Raw genomic sequence first — 19,170 nt, forward strand, 5'->3', positions numbered from 1 at the left:
GCAAAATTAACGTTTGAACTTTATAAAAACTGTCGGGGTGATTAAAGCATCAAGGGGCTGATCCCATGTTTCACGTTTTAACGGCTGTGCCAGCAGTTGGAAGTCATGCGCCAGCCCCAGACGGAATGGACGCCCAGGTGCAGAAGCCAAGGTACGATCATAAAAACCGCCGCCCATACCAATCCGTGTGCCCGAAGTATCACAGGCCAATAGTGGCATGAGCAATAAATCCAGTTTGGAAACATGTACACCACGGGTGCTCATGGGCTCTCGCATACCCAGCCGATGATGGGCAAAGCGCTTGTTATGGTATTGGTGCTGGCTGATCCGGATCCAGACCAGCTGCTGATTCATGTCGCAAATCGCTGGTAGATACACCTGTTTGCCCAGTTTAAAGCAGCGTTCAATAATCGCCTGGGTCTGAATCTCCCCAAAAGCATGCAAATACAGGCCAATACGTTGGGCATGAATAAATTCTGGACTGCGGATCAGACGGTTTAGAACTTTTTGTGCGGATTGCCTTTGCTCAAATTTAGAGAGATGACGACGCGTTTTACGAAGGTATCTTCTTAATTCCTGAATGATCATAGGGCAAAAAGCATATGCAACAAAATTGTGCTCTAGTCTAAGTGGGAATTCTGGAAAAGTAAAAAATAATTGTAAGCTGCAATTTTATATTATTCCGTATCTGCTGATTTAAATTTAGCTAATTTGTCACCAGTTTCAAAGTTAAAAAACAGTTGCATCACTGGTTGTTAAAATGTGTTGAAACGGTCAATTTATTTTCTTTGATTCACGATTTTCCAAGCAATCAATTGTTCAGTGACAAACTCTGGAAATGCATGAGTTTAAGCACTTTGAAACAGCTTTCGATCAATAAAAATACAATTCTAAAGTAGGTTTATTCTGTTTTTGGTGAAAGATAGACAAGGGATCATATAACTATTCTCGACCGATATATGGGACACATTGGACTTAGGCAGAACGCGTAAGACCTAAATCAATGGAGATTGAAGATGATGAATATTGCGAAGAACACCGTCTGCCTTTGGTACGATGACGATGCCGAAGGTGCAGCACGATTTTATGCAGAAATCTTTCCAGGCTCCTCAGTTGGCGCGATCAACCTTGCCCCTGGAGATTATCCCTCTGGGAAAGAAGGTGATGTCATTACGGTCGAATTTACAGTAATGGGCGTTGCCTGCATCGGGTTGAACGGTGGTCCTGGTTTTCAGCATAATGAAACATTTTCATTTCAGGTGGCGACTGAAGACCAAGAGGAAACAGATCGCTACTGGAATGCCATTGTGGGCAATGGCGGTCAGGAAAGTGAGTGTGGCTGGTGCAAGGACAAGTGGGGCATTTCCTGGCAGATTACGCCAGCGGTCCTAATCAATGCCTGTAACAGTTCTGACCGTGCTGCGGCCAAACGTGCATTTGAGGCCATGATGGGCATGAAGAAAATTGATGTTGCCGTGATTGAAGCCGCTTTTCGTGGTTGAGTGACAGAGATTATCCGTAATTTCAGTGAATATTATTGGGTAGCCTTATTTACTTCAATATTTGAAACCTCTCCTTTTATATTTCCTTTCGATCATCTCCTGTGTGCCTATATGCATCTTGGGTTAAAACCCCCTTAAGCCCGGCATGGAGTACCTCCAATTTTATTACTAGCCCAAGATATAAGCTGAATGGTTCCCTTAAAGGTTCATTAATAGATAGGCTTTTATATCAGTGTCGTACAAGTTGGAGAGATGTAGCTCATGCAATATGAGTTCCAGAATAATTTTTGCACTGAATTGAAAACAGGCTGAACCAAAAACAACCATCCAATGAAACTCCTCCCAATTTATACATCTTAAATTTTATTAAAATATTGAAAATAAAATAAAAATTAAACTGGCATAAGTTCTGCATAACTGTATTCAAACTTGGATACAAGATTGGATAGAGAATGCTTCATCAGAAAATGATCGGCTGGACAGGCGCCAAAATGGCGCGATGCCGATCAGCCAAAACAGCTTCAACTGAATCATCTTGCTCAACGCATTACCCATGTTGAGGTGGGTGAACTTGTCTGGATTTTAGTTGCGATTGCTGCACCTCTTCAAGCAAAAATCGATGCATTTAAAAAAGCTGTATTTGCGGACGGTATGCATCAAAGGCTACGACAGAGAGCAGCGAACATAGTCGATAGCGAGTCTATGTCCATGGGCTGAATCAGAAAAAAACGAAATAGATCCATTCAGCAGATTCGAAAAATAGAGAGAATAAAAGGGGATTCACATGTTTAAAACTGTACTGATTGCAAACCGCGGCGAAATTGCTATTCGCGCCATTCGCACATTAAAAAAAATGGGCGTGACCAGTATAGCCGTCTATTCAGAAACGGACCGTTATGCACAGCATGTGATTGATGCAGATATTGCAGTGTCCTTAGAAGGGACCAAACCGAGTGATACCTATTTAAGTATCGAAAAACTGATTGCTGTAGCCAAAAATACCGGGGCCGAAGCAATTTTCCCGGGTTATGGTTTTCTGTCAGAAAGTGCTGACTTTGCCTGTGCCTGCAAAGAAAATAATATTGCCTTTATGGGGCCAACAGCTGAACAGATTTTAGAGTTTGGTTTAAAACATCGTGCCCGTGAACTTGCTGCAGCTGCCAATGTACCGATGACTCCCGGTACAGGTCTGCTAAATAGTCTGGACGAAGCCTTGGCAGAAGCTGAAAAAATTGGTTATCCGATTATGCTGAAAAGCACAGCAGGCGGTGGCGGAATTGGCTTGACCCGTTGTGATGATGCAGAAGCACTTCAGGAGGCGTATGAAAGTGTAAAACGTCTGGGCGAGCAGTTCTTTAAGGATGCAGGGGTGTTTCTGGAACGCTTTATCGATAAAGCCCGTCATGTCGAAGTTCAGATTTTTGGAGATGGACAGGGACAGGTAGTGGCTTTGGGGGAACGCGATTGTTCATTACAGCGCCGTAATCAGAAGGTCGTGGAAGAAACACCAGCGGCTCATTTACCTGATGCAACGCGACAAAAACTGCATCAGGCGGCAGTTGAACTGGGCAAATCGGTGAAATATCGCAGTGCCGGTACGGTTGAGTTTATTTATGATGCAGCACGTGACGAGTTTTATTTCCTTGAAGTGAATACCCGTTTGCAGGTGGAACATCCTGTCACTGAAATGGTGACCGGTTTAGACCTGATCGAATGCATGTTGAAAATCGCAGCAGGCGATACTTTGGATTGGAAGCATCTAAGCAGCATTCAGCCTCAGGGTGCAGCGATTGAAGTACGCATCTATGCCGAAGATCCAGTTAAGAATTTCCAGCCGAGTCCAGGGATTTTGACCGATGTCTTTTTTCCGGAAAATGTCCGGGTTGATACCTGGGTGAGTACCGGAACTGAAATTTCCCAATACTTTGACCCGATGATAGCCAAGATTATCGTACATGCAGAAGATCGTGAAACTGCGATTACGACTCTTAAAGCGGCACTAGCTGAAACTCGCCTGAATGGTATTAGTACCAATCTGGATTATGTCCATACCGTCATTTCAGATCCGCGTTTTGAACAGATGCAGATCTGGACACGCATGCTGGATGATTTCAAGTATGTGCCGAATGTGATTGAGGTGATTCAGCGGGGTACACAAAGTTCGATTCAGGATTATCCGGGTCGTGTCGGGTATTGGGATATTGGTGTACCGCCTTCAGGTCCAATGGATGATTATGCTTTCCGGCTGGCCAATAAAATTGTCGGGAATGCCGAGGCAGCCGCCGGGTTCGAATTTACCCTGCAAGGTCCAACCCTCAAGTTTCATGCAGAGAATATCATTACTTTAACTGGCGCACCTTGTCCGGTAAGTCTGGATGATGAAGCAGTAAATTTCTGGCAGCCTATTCAGGTAAAAGCAGGACAGACTCTAAAAATTGGACAGGTAGAATCAGGCTGCAGGACTTATCTGGCTGTACGAAATGGTCTGAATGTGCCGGAATATCTGGGTAGCCGTTCTACCTTTGCTTTAGGTGATTTTGGTGGACATGCAGGCCGAGTATTACGTGCTGGCGACATGATTAAGATGGTGAATCCTGAGCTGCCGGCCGATGGTCTACCTTTAGCGATTGCAGAACCTGAAGCTTTAGCGACAACTCTGATTCCAAGTTATGGCAAGGAATGGAAAATTGGTGTGCTCTATGGTCCGCATGGAGCACCTGATTTCTTTAAAGCTGAATATATTGAGGAGTTTTTTGCATCAAGCTGGAAAGTGCATTTTAACTCGAACCGGTTGGGTATCCGTTTAACTGGACCGACGCCAAGCTGGGCGCGTGAAAATGGTGGCGAAGCAGGATTACATCCATCCAATGTACATGACTGTGAATATGCCATTGGTGCGATTAACTTTACCGGTGATTTCCCCGTAATCCTTGCCAAAGATGGTCCGAGCCTGGGGGGCTTTGTTTGTCCGGTGACCATTGCCAAAGCTGAACTCTGGAAAATTGGTCAACTGAAAGCCGATGACACGATTAGCTTCTATCCAATCTCGGTAAAGCAGGCCAATGCGCTGGAGCGGCAGCAAATTCAAACCCTCCAAAACTTTGCCAAGGCAGAGATAACCAGCGAGGCTGAAATCGTTACAGTTCAGGCAGAAAGTATCCTGGCATTGCGTGAAGCTACGCCAGATGCACCAAAAGCTGTATATCGTCAGGCAGGTGACAGTTATATATTACTGGAATATGGCGATAACGTACTGGATTTGGCCCTGCGCCTGCGCGTACACCGCTTGATGCAACTGATCCGTGAAGCTGATCTGGACGGTATCCTGGAATTGTCACCTGGTGTACGGTCCTTGCAGATTAAATATGATGGTCTGCGTTTGAGTCAACAGCAACTGATTCACTTCCTGCTTGGTCTTGAAGAACAGATGGGCGATTTGCGTGACATTAAAATCCCTTCAAGAATTATCCATTTACCCATGGCCTTTGAGGACTCGGCGACTCTGGGTGCTGTTGAGCGTTATCAGGAAAGCGTCTGTGCCACAGCCCCCTGGCTTCCGAATAATGTCGATTTTATTCAGCGGATTAATGGTTTAAGTCACCGCCAGCAGGTCAAGGACATCATTTATGATGCCAATTATCTGATTTTAGGGCTAGGTGATGTATATCTGACTGCACCTTGTGCAGTGCCCATTGATCCTCGCCACCGTTTACTGAGTTCTAAATATAATCCGGCCCGTACTTTTACTGCCGAAGGCACAGTCGGGATTGGTGGCATGTATATGTGTATTTATGGCATGGACTCACCGGGTGGCTATCAGTTGATTGGCCGTACCGTGCCGATCTGGAACAAGTTTAAAAAGAACAAGCAGTTTGGCGATCAGCAATGGTTCTTACGCTTTTTTGACCAGATTAAATATTATGAGGTCACTGAGGCCGAACTGGATCAGTTCCGTGCTGATTTCGCCCATGGTCTGGCAGAAATCAAAATTGAGGAATGCGAGTTTGACTTTGCAGCGTATCAGGATTTCCTTGCTGCAGAACAGGACAGTATTGCTGCTTTTAAAGCACAGCAGCACGCTACTTTTAGCGCCGAAGTAGAACGCTGGAAAGACGAGTTTGATGCACCGGCGGAAATAGAAGTGGTGCAGGATGATACCGATTACAGCCAGTATGTCCCTCTCAATGCCTCTATGACTGGCAATATCTGGAAGATTTTTGTAGAAGCCGGGCAGATTGTGAAAAAAGGCGACACGGTGGCCATCATTGAAGCCATGAAAATGGAGCTGCCGGTCTATGCTGATGATGATGGTATCGTTAAAGCGATTATCTGCCGTTCAGGTCAGACCGTGCATAGCGGTGAACCGCTGGTTTATATGGAGTAATGGATTGAGCCTATGACCCTTGTCCCTAATCCAGCCACTAAAGCGACCGGAAAAAGCTCAGACAATCTGTCTGAGCTGGTTTTCCAGAAAATTAAAAATGACATTTTTGACTTTAAACTCATGCCGGGAGAACGGTTTACCGAATCAGAAATTGCTGAAAGCTATGCCGTAAGCCGTACACCCATTCGGCAAGCCTTATATCGTCTGCAGCAGGAAGGCTATGTCGAGGTGCAGTTTAGAAGTGGCTGGCAGGTTCGGCCACTGAATTTTAAAGCCTATGAGAAGTTATATGATCTGCGAATTTTGCTGGAATGTTATGCAGTCGAACAACTTTGTCAGATGCCTGAAGATCAGTTGAAAGCCGCTCTGGAAATTTTGATTCAAACCTGGTGTATCAAGCCAGAACAGTATCTCTATGATCTCAGAAAGTTATCCGCACAAGATGAAGCATTTCATTGTCATTTGGTATTTGCAGCCGGCAATGCGGAAATGGCGAAAATTCACAGTGAGATCAGCGAGAAAATTCGCATCATACGCCGTCTGGATTTTTCCAAGGATTATCGGGTTACAGCTACCTATGCCGAACATCAACAGATTTTAAAAGCGCTGCTTGCACAAGATGCAGCGTTCTGTCTCTCTATATTAGATGCCCATATCCGGCACAGTCGTAATGAGGTGAAAAAAATTACGCTAGAAATGTTGTCCTCTAGTCCTGCGTAAGTTAGTCATGATGCATGAGCTTTAAGAAATACAGACTAGATCAAAATATAGAACTAACTTTAGAAATTACGCTAAGCACAGACTGAATGGCTTGGCATTATTTCATTTAAAGATATAAACTGCTTTTTACAACAAGAAAAACATCAGACCTGACTCAAAATTGATAAACAATTCATAACCAGAAAAAACAAGAACCCGCTAGTGGCATCTCAAATTGTTTTTTAAAGTAAGTTGAGGATGATAATAACAAGAGATAAAAATGCTTCATCAGCCTATTCAACTTTTACTTACAGGTGCCAGCTGTGCACTTCTCCTAACCATGACTGGATGTACCATGCCTTCCAAGTCGCCTATCAATGACAGTTATGGTTCCCAGCCACATTTGCCCAAACCAAAATCAAGCTTGCTGCCTACGGTCAATATTGCGCCTGCTAAAGGTTGGCCTGAAGGTAAAATGCCGACACCTGCGACAGGTTTAAAAGTTCAGGCATTTGCCAAAGGGTTGCAGCATCCGCGCTGGCTGTATGTATTGCCGAATGGTGATGTACTGGTGGCCGAAACCGATGCACCGCCCAAGCCCGATGACAGCAAAGGGATCAAAGGCAAAATTATGAAATGGGTGATGCAGCGTGCCGGCTCATCGCATCCCAGTACCAACCGCATCAGTCTGCTTCGCGATAGCAATGGAGATGGGGTAGCTGAACAAAAAACCGTATTTTTACAGAATCTCAATTCTCCATTTGGCATGGCGCTGATTGGTAATACATTGTATGTAGCCAATACTGATGCCCTGATGCGTTTTCCTTATCAGAACGGTGTGACTCAAATTACAGCAGCCGGCACCAAGGTACTGGATTTACCGGCAGGTCGTTTAAATCATCACTGGACTAAAAACGCCATTGCTAATCCTGCCGGCAGCAAACTCTATATCACGGTGGGTTCCAACAGCAATGTCGCTGAAAATGGCCTGGATCAAGAACAAGGCCGGGCACTGATCATGGAATTTGACATAGCTAGTGCTCAAGCACGACCTTTTGCTACCGGACTGCGTAATCCGAATGGGATGGATTGGCAACCCCAGAGTGGCGCACTCTGGACGGTGGTAAATGAACGTGATGAACTCGGTAATGATCTGGTTCCTGATTATCTGACCTCTGTCAAAGAGGGCGCTTTTTATGGCTGGCCCTATAGTTATTATGGCCAACATGTAGATACGCGGGTCAAACCGCAAAACCCTGCGCAAGTTGCGCGGGCAATTCTACCGGATTATGCATTAGGCAATCATACCGCCTCATTGGGCTTGGCCTTCTATAGGGCAGATTTGATGCCTCAATATCGTGATGGGGCGCTGATTGGCCAGCATGGTTCATGGAACCGCAAACCGCATAGTGGCTATAAAGTGATTTTTGTTCCCTTTCAAAATGGACAATCGATGGGCCCGCCTCAAGATGTTCTGACTGGATTCTTAAGCGATCAGGGCGATGCATATGGGCGACCGGTCGGTGTGGCGGTAGATTCCTCGGGCGCCATTTTGGTTGCTGATGATGTCGGTGATGTGATCTGGCGGGTATCACCCTTGAGTACACCAGCTGCAGTAAGTAAATAAAGGTCTAGGGATTCAAGATTTTATTCAGATTTGAATCTATGGAAAGTAAAAGTTAAAGCAAAGACTGTTTCATTCAAACGTCAATATTTTGATTGAAAATATGCAAAGGTTAACGGATTTAAAACAATTTTTAAGCTTCATTTAAGCTGGCTGAATTAGGCTTTCAAAATATTTTAAGCATGATTACAGCATGTACAGAGATTCTGCTGATCCCATTAAAAATATCTAAACCTAAGTACCAGTTTTAAGTGCCAATAAAAACTGGATATAAAAGTTAGAACATTGCAAAAAAGAGGGTTTTAAGAATGAAATCAATTATTGCATTTATCTTCCCTTGGTCATTATTTATGACCCTTCATCGACCAGCCGAAGCGACAGTGTGCTTAATGCTTCAGGTTTCGATTTTAGGCTGGATTCCTGCTGCAATCTGGGCGATGCATACTTTATATCGAGATAAAATAGCCTAAAAAATAGAGGAGTGAGTTACTAAAAAGCTTTTTTAATCTTTATTTAATTTAAAGCAATTTAAGCTCTATATTTTTTATAGCGAATTATAGCGAAAGATTTTTTTCGCATTCCAAATCATAAATACATCGATAAAATGAATCTAGAGGAATGTTCGAGAGAAAGACTATAAAATTAAAATAAGAGGAAATTCAGGAAAAATTATAATTATTTTGAAAAAGAAATTGAAGTACTCCGAAGATGCCGCTGCATGTGTCGTTACCCTGAACCCGATGAGTTCAAGGAGGATGCGACGTATACTTGCTGGGTTTCCCATACGGAGATGGGCATACACTCTAAATATACAGAACACACCCATAAGTGTTAGTATCGGCAGGGGAATAGACCCGCTGGCGAACACCTCAGAGTTAAGTTAATTATAAACAATAATCCCGGTGTGGCAACTCTATGCTGTTCATGAACTGTAAACAGTTCGGTCGAATGTCCGAAGTTTAAACAGAATTCGAGATTATTCAGTCAGTTCTTCAACTTCTTCTAAAATAGTTTGTAACAAACGCTCGCAATGCGCATATTGTTGCAGTGATCTGTTCATATTCAAAACTTCCTGCATCAGCTCAAGTGCTACCATAATAATCAGCTTGCTAGGTTCCATACGTGGTGCTTTACGACGAAATTCATCATATTTGTCATTCAATAACTGTGCCGCGCGCTCTAATTCTTCCTGCTTGTCAGGAGTAGAGGCCAAACGAAAACTATGCCCCAATACTCTGAGATCGATTGCAATTTGTTCACTCATGATGAGGCTTCCTCAGTCGCTTCAGTCGGATGGGCCAGTTGTTGAATTTCCTGTGCGTGATGATCCTGCGCAGTACCGAGAATCGCTAGACGTTGAATAATCGCTTCAACCTTGGCTTTGGCATTTTCATTTTTCTGGGTTAAACGTTCAGATTCCTGAGTCAGACGCTGAATTTCCTGCTGGGCATGACGCTGTTCAATGATCATCTTTTCCTTAACCACGCGCAGTTCATTTCGTTCAGCCAGAATTTCCTGAAAACGGTTTTTCAGATCGGTACAGCTTTTTTCCAGACGGCCATAACGGTCTGCCAGTGCAGTTGCATCATTATTGAGCAGTTGAAACTGGGCACGAGAATCCGTCAGCTGTTCAGTCAGATTTTCATTTTCTTGTTGTTTTTGCGCAATCACGCTGTTCTTTTGTTCAATTTGCTGTTGATGTTGCATCATTGAAGAGTCTTGCTCTTCGCGCAAACTGGAATTTTCACTTTCAAGCCGTGCAAGTCGCGTTTTTAACACGCCGATCTGCACTTGTAGACGCTGTAATTCTTCTAACATATCGAGGTCGCACAGTGTTGCAAACAAAGGTAATATATAAGCAGTATAAAGATTGGATAAACGAATGCAAGACGATATTTCAGGTTGGACCGAATGGCACCGCAATTTTTCTTCAATTGAGGAAATTTCTAGCCCTAGCGAACTACATGGTTTGCTGACTGGCATTGTTTGTGTCACCCAGGCGCCAAGCAGTGAAGAGTGGTTACAGATTTTAGAAACACTGGATGTACCTGAACTGGATGCCGAAGCATTAGAGTTGTTGGCGGGCGAAGCTGAAGATGTGTTCCATGCATTGTCTGAAGATGAGCTGGATTATTTACCTTTGCTGCCTGATGATGAGCATGTGCTTTCAGAACGCGTACAGGCTCTGGCGGACTGGTGTGCAGGCGTGGTCTTAGGTTTCGGACTGGCTTCAGGACATATCCGTCAGGATGAAGTTGAGCTGATTGAATATTTACAAGATGTAGCCGCAGTTGAATTTGAAGACTCGGACGATGATGCCGAAGGTGAAGAAAGCTATCAGGAATTGTACGAATTTGTGCGTCTGATTCCTGTCAGCCTGTCTTTAGGGCGTAAAAAGGTCGAAGTTGAAGAAACACCACTCTTACAGCAATTTAGTCAAAAAAATCAGCCTAAAGTCGCTACTACAGAAGCGCAAAGTGTAGTCGAGATTTTCTCGCCTAAACGTCCAAGCTGATGAAATGCTGAGGTGAGTCATCACCTGCTTGAAATCAGGCATATATTTTGCTGTTTACAGTGAAATCTATAGTCTGATTTCAAGACTATATTCTAAATACAAGTATTGATCGATAAGAAAGAAGTAAGGTGTAATGAAGAAATTGACACAGGCAGTTTTTGAGGAACGTCGCGCAATCCTCGCAGGGGAAATCGGTTTACGCAGTATCGCTATTATCGCGACCAGTCCGGTAGCTATGCGTAACCGTGATGCAGATTATAAATACCGTGCAGACAGTAGTTTCTTCTATTTAACCGGATTCGCGGAACCTGAAGCTGTGGCTGTGATTGAAACCTTTGACACTGAAGAAGAAGGCTATAGCTACAGTTTGTTCTGTCGTGAACGCAACCGTGAAATGGAAATCTGGAATGGCTACCGCGCGGGTATTGATGGGGCTATTCAGGATTATGATGCAGATGAAGCCTATGCGATTGATTTGCTGGATGAAGAAATCTTAGAAAAGTTACAAAATAAAGATCAGTTGTTTTATCGCATTGGACAGCATGCAGAGTTTGATGCGTGTGTCGCCAAATGGATTGCAACTGCAAGTGGTGAAAGCCGTCGTGGTACTTCTGCACCAGCGCAAGTAATTCAGCTGGATCGTATTGTCGATGAAATGCGTCTGCATAAAGATGCAAATGAAATTGAATTGATGCAGATTGCTTCCGATATTTCTGCTGATGCACATACTCAAGCGATGCTAGCAGTACGTCCGGGCATGATGGAATATGCGCTGGAAGCCGAGCTGAATTATGTCTTTGGCAAAAATGGCGGTGTTCCGGCTTATAACAGTATTGTCGGTGGCGGTGAAAATGCCTGCATCCTGCATTATGTAGAAAATGACAAAGAACTGAAAGATGGCGATTTAGTCCTGATTGATGCTGCAGCTGAATATCAGTTCTATGCTTCAGACATTACCCGTACCTTTCCGGTAAATGGTAAATTCAGTCCGGAACAGAAAGCCTTATATAACGTAGTACTGGATGCTCAAATCGCTGCGATCAATGCCGTGCAAATTGGTAACTCGTATAAAGAACCTCACAATGTTGCAGTGCTTATTTTGGTGCAGGGTTTGCTCGATCTTGGCTTGATGCAGGGTAATATCGACGAGATTATAGAAAAAGAAGCTTTTCGTCAGTTCTACATGCACGGTACGGGGCATTGGCTCGGTATGGATGTGCATGATGTCGGTGCTTATAAGGTTGATGGTGAATGGCGCTCGTATGAAGAGGGCATGGTCGTGACCGTTGAGCCGGGTCTCTACATCGCGCCTGATGATGAAACAGTGGATGCCAAATGGCGTGGAATTGGCATCCGAATTGAAGATGATGTGGTAGCCACTGCAAATGGCCCGCTGGTTTTAACTGCGAAAGTTGTCAAAACGGTAGAAGAGATTGAAGCATTGATGGCGAAAGCGCGCGCTGCTTAATTTGAGAAAAAATACGGAAAGCCGGTCGCGAGATCGGCTTTTTTTATGACATTTCTATGCCATTTTAAACAAGAACTCCTAGCTATATCACATCGAGCAAAAAGTGATTTAGCTTACGTTTATATCGAACAAGTCAAATAAAACTAACCTAAGTAAAATTTACGGCTTAAAAATTGACAGGAAGTCAACACAGAAAATCCGTTTTTAGCATCAAAGCTACATATTAAATGGGCTGAGATTCTCATACTTTCTCTGGTCCTTAAATAAACTTAAATAAGAGCAGGAGAACACTTATGAGATTAAATACGATTGACTGGATTGCTTATGCTTTAACAATCATTGGTGGCATTAATTGGGGTTTAATTGGTGCATTCGATTTTAATTTGGTCGCTGCGATCTTTGGTGATATGAGCGCCTTATCTCGAATTATTTATGTATTGGTTGGTTTGTCGGCATTGTACCTGATTTATACAGGAACGAAGTTGGGTAAAACAGTACACCATACAGATCATCATACCAATATTGTGCGTTAAGCTAATCCTCCTGCACGAGTTTCTTACAAGATAGGATAATGTCTTTGAGTAGCTTGTCGAGAGGATAGAAATAGTGTGGAAGATGAAGAAACCTCGGTATATTTCCGGGGTTTTTTATATAGGTGTTTATAGGTTATTAATAGAATCATCCTCAGATCTACAACAACACTTAGCTAAAGATTAATGATTACTATCATACAAATAAGATTAGGTTGTACATGGTTGGATAAATTTTTTTTAAAATATCTGTTAGCTAAAAAATCGAGTTATATTTATAAAACTCTCTCAAAATAAGAAAATAATAGTGATTGAAAATGGGCCTTCTGTTCCTGACAGTGATTATCAGCTTATTTATAAATGGCTTGATTCACAATTTTATCATTCAGGATTTACCAGTAGCAATATGTATTCAAAACTGTGCGAAGCGAGCAGATCGAGTTATACCAATTTGACTAGGTTTGCGATCGAATCGTATAAGTGCCAAATGAAATTACAACATTCCGTTTTTTAATGCTGAGTTGATAAAAGTGAGTATAAATATTTTAGTTGCTGAATTAAAGACAACTCGGTTGGAGTTAAGAGCATATAAAGTTGGAGATGAATTTTTATTATTCCAAGAGTATTGTGGCGACGTTGAAGCATCAAAATATTTACAACGGCAGGTGCATATAACAGTCAGTCAAACTCAACAGATGTTGCAGAAATGGGCGTTAAGCTATTGGTAGCAACCGATTAAAGGATTTTCATGGGTGATTGCTGAGCGAAAAAGTCATCTGGCAATCGGGTTACTAACGATCATTCAACAGCAAAATAACAGCCTTGAAGTTCATTTCGGACTTGGTCCTCGATTTTAGGGTCAGGGCTATATGCTTGAGGCGATGAAAGCAGTGATTCAGTATTTTAAACAATATCTTACACTTAAATCACTGGATACTTTCTGCGATGCAGAACATATACAGGCCACCAAGTGCTGTTAAAGACAGGGTTTGAAATCGTTGAACGGATCAATGCTTATACTCTATTGCCGAAGTTAGGTAATGAAAAGCGTGATGTCTTGATTTTTCAATATAGGCTGGATCATCATGAAGAAAACTAAATAAAACGAATCATTATAAAAATTTAAAGCCTTGAGGTAAGATAAAACCAGTATACGTTTTATGTAATTCGCCATAGATGCGAATAAACAGATAAGGAAGTAAGCATGCAACAAGAAGTCATCATTGTCGGTGGTGGGATGGTCGGCTTAAGCCTCGCATTGATGTTGGCGAAAACCAATATTGCAGTCAAACTGTTGGAAGCCATCAAATATCCAGATTATGATGATGAAAATCTTGCGCCCTATCATTCCAGTTTTGATGCACGTAACAGTGCCTTGTCACGCCGTAGCGTGCAGATTTATCAGGAACTTGGACTTTGGAATGTCTTGCAAGAACATGCTACCCCAATTCTGGAAGTGAATATTACCGAACAAGGCAGCTTTGGTAAGGCCCGACTGAAAGCCGAGCAGGAAAAAGTCGAAAGCTTTGGTCAGGTCATTGAAAATGCCTGGCTCGGTCGTGTACTGCTGACCCAAGTCAAAAAAGAGCCATTGATTGAACTGATTGATGGTGTGCAGGTGACATCCCTTACCCAAGATACAGACTTTGCTTATATCCAAGCGCAGCGTGGCGAATCTGAACTGAAATTACAGTCAAAACTGGTTATTGCCGCCGATGGCCGTGATTCTTTCTGTCGTAAAGCCTTGGGAATTGGCGCTTCAGAACACGATTATGATCAGGTTGCGATTGTGACCACAGTACAAACTTCAAAGCCACATGCTCATGTGGGCTTTGAGCGTTTCAGCCATTTAGGGCCTTTGGCACTTTTACCACTACCGGGTGAGTATCGTCGTTCAGTGGTCTGGCCAGTGAAAAAAGGTACTGAAGGAGAATGGCTGGGAGATGAAAATGACCAGCATTTTCTGGATGCCTTACAGGAAACGTATGGTGATCGTGCCGGAAAATTCCAGAAAACCGGAAAACGGTTCAGTTTTCCCTTATCTCAAGTGTTAGCTGAAAAACAGGCTGTTGGTCGTGTAGTGCTCATGGGTAATGCAGCACATACGATTCATCCAGTCGCCGGGCAGGGTTTTAACTTGTGTATGCGTGATGCGCATGTATTGGTGCGTTACCTGAAAGAGCAACAGGCACAAGGCACAGACTTGGGCGATGCTGCAATATTGCTAGACTATGAGAAATCCCGTCTCAGTGACCAGCAACGTGTGATCAAGTTCTGTGATTCAGTGGTGCGCGGTTTCAGTAACCAGAATCCGTTTTTAAAATTGATGCGTAATACAGGTTTAGTCGCATTTGATACGATTCCAGGCATCAAGCCACTCGTTGCAAATTATGCCATGGGGTTAAAAGCATGAGCTTAAATCAAACTAACGAAATATTAGACGTTGTCATTATTGGTGGTGGGTTAGTAGGCGGGCTCACTGCGCTATTGCTGGCCCAAGGTGGCGTGCAGCCTACAGTTCTGGATGCAGCGCCAATTCTGGATACAGATAAAACCTTAAGGGTGGCTAATCCGCGTGTCCTGGCTCTAAGTCAGGCAACCATTCACCTATTAAAAACGGTGGGTGTCTGGGAAAATTTAGCACGTCAGCAGCCTTATACCGATATGCAGGTCTGGAATAAGAATGGCTATGGCGAAATCAATTTTGGCCAGCCTTCAGAAAAAATGCCCTCGGTAGAACAGGCTTTAGGTTCGATGGTGGAGCCCAGCATTCTGAATCTGGCCATTCAGCAAAAGATGCTTGCGGAGGTGCAGGATTATCGTACCCAAGTTAAAGTCAGTCGCGTCGAACGTGGAGTCGGTGTGTGGATTATTCATCTGGAAGATGGTACTCAGCTCAAAACCAAACTGGTCATTGGTGCAGATGGTGCAAACTCCTTTGTACGTGAGCAAGCTTTCATCGATATTGATGTACTGGACTATAAACAGGCAGGCATCAGTTGTGCGATTAAAACGATTCAGCCTCATCAGTACATGGCGCGTCAGATTTTTCTCGAAACTGGTCCTCTGGCTTTTTTACCTATGGCCAGCCTTAATCCGGAAGAGCAGGGACATTGGCAATCAATTGTCTGGACCTTGCCAGAGGATTATGCCGAAGAATATGCAGCGTTGTCAGATGCTGAATTTACTCAACTCTTAACTCGTGAAAGCCAGCATATGTTGGGTGGAGTCTTAGAGGCGACACCACGTGCCACTTTCCCCTTAAAAGCCCGTGCTGCCCAACAGTATATTCAAGACGGTTTAGCCCTGATTGGAGATGCTGCACATGTAATTCATCCTTTAGCTGGACAAGGGGTGAATATTGGCTGCCTGGATGCTGCCGTGCTCTGTGATGTTTTGCTACATGATCAGGCGCGTGGCGTATGGGCACATGAGCAGACCCTGAAACGCTATGAGCATTGCCGTAAGGGCCAGAATGATGCCATGATGCACAGCATGTCTGCGATTGGTTGGATGGAAACTACATTATTCTTCCCGATGGTTTGGGCACGCAATTTCGGCCTGAAACAGGTAGAAAATCAGCCCATGTTGAAAGATGCATTTATGGCGCAAGCCAATGGTCTGGGTTTACTTAAAGACACACGCTACGCAGCTTAAGACAGAAATGTAAATTTTTTAAACAAACACCAATAAAGAGTAACGATTTTGTTTAAAAAAGATACGATTTTTTGATATTTGGTACTAGGCGAAGGTCGAAGAGATTGCTAAATTTCACTTAATTCGATACCTGACTTGGAATACCAAGCGAGGGCCATTTTTGGGGAGATGCAAATGACAGACATGAATGATTATGATGACGACGTTGAAGATTCAATTGTTGACGATGATGAAGCAAAAGCCGCTGAAAAAGGCGCGGTCGATAGCACAGAGGTCGTCAGTGATACCGATCTTGTAGAAGCTGAAACTTTGACCGTCACTGCAAAGCTGAAAAAGCGTCAAGCACTTGAAGACGAGATTGCGGCTTTCCTTGCCAGTGGTGGTCGTATTGTTGAAGTGCCGGCAGATGAATCAGTAGCCAAAGAATAAGTTATTGATTAACTTGTTTCTTATAAAAAACACCACATTCAATGTGGTGTTTTTTTTGCAAATCCAAACGTAATAGAAAATCTAAAGCAATTAGTCGTTTGCCGAAGTCAGTTCTAAAGCACGTTGATAAGCGACTTTCTTTTTGATTCCGGTTAAATCTGCCGCCAGTTGTGAAGCAGCTTTGACCGAAAGGTCCTGTAATAGGCGATTCAATAATTTATCCAGCTTTTCCTGATCCAGATCTTTTTCTTCGGTGGCACCGCCAATCACTAGAACAATTTCGCCTTTTTGCTGATTGTGATCATTGCTAATGAATTCCACCAATTCACCCAAGGTCATTTTCTTGATAGTTTCAAAAGTCTTGGTGATTTCTCGCGCAAAACCGACCGGGCGATCTGCTCCGAAAACGCTGGCCATATCTTTAACGGACTCCAGAATCCGGTGCGGTGCTTCATAGAAAATTAAAGTCTGGGTTTCATCTTTCAGTTTTTCCAGATTCAGCAGGCGCTGACTTTGTCTGGATGGCAGAAAACCTTCAAAGCTGAAGCGGTCACTCGGCAAGCCAACAGCACTTAAGGCAGCAATAGCCGCACAAGCACCAGGTACAGGAATCACGCGAATATTATGCGCTTGTGCAGCACGGACAAATTTAAAGCCAGGGTCGCTAATCAGGGGAGTGCCAGCATCACTGATCAGGGCCATATCTTCGCCATTCAGCAGGCGCTGGATCAGCTGATCAATCTTGTTGCTTTCATTATGCTCATGGCAAGCGGTCAGAGGTGTTTGAATATTAAAGTGTTTAAGCAATTGTGCTGAAGTTCGTGTATCCTCGGCAGCAATAAGACTCACCGACTTTAACACCTGAAGTGCACGATAACTAATATCATCTAAGTGCCCGATTGGAGTCGCAACAACAAATAACTGAGCACTCATAGGTTTCTCCATGTGGAATAAATTGAATAATAAAAAATGGAAGATTAAAAATAAAATATTGGGCTTGTGTTTAGTCAGCTACATCAGCAGCGTACAAGCAGAAGTGCTGATCATTCTACCCGAATCCGGGCCTTTGGCGCGAGCTGCATCGAGTATCAAACAGGGTTTTCTCAGTGCTTATGCTACTTCCGGGCAGAAAGTTCCATTAAAATGGGTCAATTCCAATCAGAAAAATATCTCCCAGCTACTGAAACAGCATGTCAATAAAAAGACCAAAATGGTGGTGGGTCCATTGGCACGTAGCGATGTGGAACAACTACTCAAGAGCAAACCTAAAGTACGTACCCTCAGCCTGAATGATGTAGCAGGGTCATTACCCCAAGTCTGGCAATTCAGCCTGTCCAAAAAAGAAGATGCTGCTGCCTTAAAAACCTTATTGCACAAAGATGGAATTCAACAGCTGCTGATTTTACGCCAGCCGGGCAGTGAAGCTGAGCATGAACTGTTGCTGATGTCATTGTTCAGTCAGAGTGATCTGAAATTTAAGATCGTGAACAAGGCACCCATTTTTTTAATGCCGAAGCAGGGGCTGTTATTCCTCGGCAATGCAGAAGGGCTGGCTACTATACCGGAATTAAGCCGTAAACGGATGTATACCGTAGCCAATGCGATCAGCGAGCAGCACAAGCTGCCACAAGGGATCAAGTTCTGTGATGTTCCGGTACTTTATCTGGCTGACTGGCCGGATGTTCTACAGGCTTATGTCAAAGAACCGGTGGATATGTCCTATCAGCGGCTGATTGCCTTCGGTGGCGATGCCTGGCAGATCACCCAGCAGTACCTGTCACAACCGCGTTCACAGAATATTGAATTTCAGGGTAGAACTGGCCCGATACAGATCAGTGAACACAGCATTCAGCGTAGTCCAGAATGTTTCCAGTACAGTGGCACAGGCGTCAAGCTACTATGAGCGAAAGAGCAATGCTGCGACAGCAATTAGGTGCATGGGCGGAGCAGCAAGCGGCCCAATTGATGCAAAACCATGGATTTCAGTTCATGGCGGCCAATTATCACAGTCGCTATGGCGAGCTGGATCTGATTCTGGTGCGTGATCAGGAACTGGTCTTTGTGGAAGTCAAAGCACGTGCGCAAACCCGATATGCGCAAGCGATCGAGTCGATTTCCAGAGCAAAAGAGGGAAAGATGCTCAAGACTGCGATGTGCTTTATTCAGAAAAATCCACAATTTGCACACTATTACTATCGTTTTGACGTGATTTGTTTTGATTTTAAACAGCAATTTGCAAAAACCATACAGCATGACTTTTCGCAATACCCTTATGATCTGGAATGGATTGAAAATGCTTTTACTTTTGATCAAGAGTTTATTAACCTTTGAACAAAATAAGGTCTAAAGATGCTTATATTTG

17 protein-coding genes and 1 other RNA gene are annotated in these 19,170 nt (G+C 43.6%); 13 read left to right on the forward strand and 5 right to left on the reverse strand.

Annotated elements, in window-relative coordinates; genetic code table 11:
* Window positions 1-6: 6 nt before the first annotated feature.
* Window positions 7-588, reverse strand: coding sequence for a 5-formyltetrahydrofolate cyclo-ligase (locus NI466_RS02280; protein ID WP_253147634.1), 582 nt, complete (start codon window positions 586-588; stop codon window positions 7-9).
* Window positions 589-1,019: 431 nt separating this feature from the next.
* Between NI466_RS02280 and NI466_RS02285 the strand changes: the two genes are divergently transcribed.
* The 5 genes from NI466_RS02285 to NI466_RS02305 all read left to right on the forward strand — a co-directional run bounded on the left by NI466_RS02285 (window position 1,020) and on the right by NI466_RS02305 (window position 8,679).
* Window positions 1,020-1,502, forward strand: coding sequence for a VOC family protein (locus NI466_RS02285; protein ID WP_253147656.1), 483 nt, complete (start codon window positions 1,020-1,022; stop codon window positions 1,500-1,502).
* 784 nt (window positions 1,503-2,286) lie between these two features.
* Window positions 2,287-5,886 (forward strand): urea carboxylase, encoded by a 3,600-nt coding sequence (gene uca, locus NI466_RS02290; protein ID WP_253172548.1) that lies wholly within the window; start codon window positions 2,287-2,289, stop codon window positions 5,884-5,886.
* Between the two features lie 12 nt (window positions 5,887-5,898).
* Window positions 5,899-6,606, forward strand: coding sequence for a GntR family transcriptional regulator (locus NI466_RS02295; RefSeq protein ID WP_253147632.1), 708 nt, complete (start codon window positions 5,899-5,901; stop codon window positions 6,604-6,606).
* A gap of 319 nt (window positions 6,607-6,925) precedes the next feature.
* Window positions 6,926-8,212 carry a PQQ-dependent sugar dehydrogenase gene (locus tag NI466_RS02300; protein WP_253172585.1) on the forward strand — a complete coding sequence of 429 codons (1,287 nt, stop codon included), beginning with the start codon at window positions 6,926-6,928 and terminating at the stop codon, window positions 8,210-8,212.
* 305 nt (window positions 8,213-8,517) lie between these two features.
* Window positions 8,518-8,679 (forward strand): YqaE/Pmp3 family membrane protein, encoded by a 162-nt coding sequence (locus tag NI466_RS02305; RefSeq protein ID WP_128841210.1) that lies wholly within the window; start codon window positions 8,518-8,520, stop codon window positions 8,677-8,679.
* Between the two features lie 225 nt (window positions 8,680-8,904).
* On the opposite strand, the gene ssrS is transcribed toward NI466_RS02305, so the two are convergent.
* From ssrS to NI466_RS02320, 3 genes are all read right to left on the reverse strand, one after another.
* Window positions 8,905-9,088: non-coding RNA, 6S RNA (ssrS, locus tag NI466_RS02310), on the reverse strand.
* Between the two features lie 97 nt (window positions 9,089-9,185).
* On the reverse strand, window positions 9,186-9,473 hold the full coding sequence (locus NI466_RS02315) for a cell division protein ZapA (protein ID WP_004279505.1): 288 nt from the start codon (window positions 9,471-9,473) through the stop codon (window positions 9,186-9,188).
* Window positions 9,470-10,027 (reverse strand): hypothetical protein, encoded by a 558-nt coding sequence (locus NI466_RS02320; RefSeq protein ID WP_184412545.1) that lies wholly within the window; start codon window positions 10,025-10,027, stop codon window positions 9,470-9,472. The genes NI466_RS02315 and NI466_RS02320 overlap by 4 nt, the downstream gene beginning before the upstream one ends.
* Before the next feature lie 64 nt (window positions 10,028-10,091).
* Here NI466_RS02320 and NI466_RS02325 point away from each other — a divergent pair, with 64 nt between their 5' ends.
* The 6 genes from NI466_RS02325 (at window position 10,092) to NI466_RS02350 (ending at window position 16,808) form a co-directional block, all read left to right on the forward strand.
* Window positions 10,092-10,724, forward strand: a complete 633-nt coding sequence (locus NI466_RS02325) for a UPF0149 family protein (protein ID WP_253172549.1) — start codon at window positions 10,092-10,094, stop codon at window positions 10,722-10,724.
* Window positions 10,725-10,857: 133 nt separating this feature from the next.
* The gene (pepP, locus tag NI466_RS02330; RefSeq protein WP_253172550.1) at window positions 10,858-12,192 is read left to right on the forward strand and encodes a Xaa-Pro aminopeptidase; all 1,335 of its coding nucleotides are present in this window, start codon (window positions 10,858-10,860) and stop codon (window positions 12,190-12,192) included.
* Between the two features lie 293 nt (window positions 12,193-12,485).
* A complete protein-coding gene (locus NI466_RS02335; RefSeq protein WP_005107468.1) occupies window positions 12,486-12,725 on the forward strand; it encodes a DUF378 domain-containing protein in 240 nt (79 codons plus the stop codon).
* Window positions 12,726-13,926: 1,201 nt separating this feature from the next.
* Entirely contained in the window at window positions 13,927-15,135 is a 1,209-nt protein-coding gene (gene ubiH, locus NI466_RS02340; protein ID WP_253172551.1) for a 2-octaprenyl-6-methoxyphenyl hydroxylase, read from the forward strand.
* Entirely contained in the window at window positions 15,132-16,379 is a 1,248-nt protein-coding gene (locus NI466_RS02345; RefSeq protein WP_253172552.1) for an FAD-dependent monooxygenase, read from the forward strand. Before ubiH ends, NI466_RS02345 begins: the two co-directional genes overlap by 4 nt.
* 174 nt (window positions 16,380-16,553) lie before the next feature.
* Window positions 16,554-16,808 carry a hypothetical protein gene (locus NI466_RS02350; protein WP_004646359.1) on the forward strand — a complete coding sequence of 85 codons (255 nt, stop codon included), beginning with the start codon at window positions 16,554-16,556 and terminating at the stop codon, window positions 16,806-16,808.
* A 90-nt stretch (window positions 16,809-16,898) separates the two neighbouring features.
* Here the strand turns inward: NI466_RS02350 and rsmI are convergent, their stop codons facing one another.
* Window positions 16,899-17,741 carry a 16S rRNA (cytidine(1402)-2'-O)-methyltransferase gene (gene rsmI, locus NI466_RS02355; RefSeq protein WP_004279519.1) on the reverse strand — a complete coding sequence of 281 codons (843 nt, stop codon included), beginning with the start codon at window positions 17,739-17,741 and terminating at the stop codon, window positions 16,899-16,901.
* A gap of 10 nt (window positions 17,742-17,751) precedes the next feature.
* Between rsmI and NI466_RS02360 the strand changes: the two genes are divergently transcribed.
* Window positions 17,752-18,711 (forward strand): penicillin-binding protein activator, encoded by a 960-nt coding sequence (locus NI466_RS02360; protein WP_253172553.1) that lies wholly within the window; start codon window positions 17,752-17,754, stop codon window positions 18,709-18,711.
* Window positions 18,712-18,722: 11 nt separating this feature from the next.
* Complete coding sequence (locus tag NI466_RS02365; protein ID WP_253172587.1) at window positions 18,723-19,139, forward strand: YraN family protein; 417 nt, start codon at window positions 18,723-18,725, stop codon at window positions 19,137-19,139.
* The last annotated feature ends 31 nt before the right edge of the window (window positions 19,140-19,170 follow it).

It is taken from the genome of Acinetobacter lwoffii (genome assembly GCF_024129595.1).
Lineage (GTDB): Bacteria > Pseudomonadota > Gammaproteobacteria > Pseudomonadales > Moraxellaceae > Acinetobacter > Acinetobacter lwoffii_O.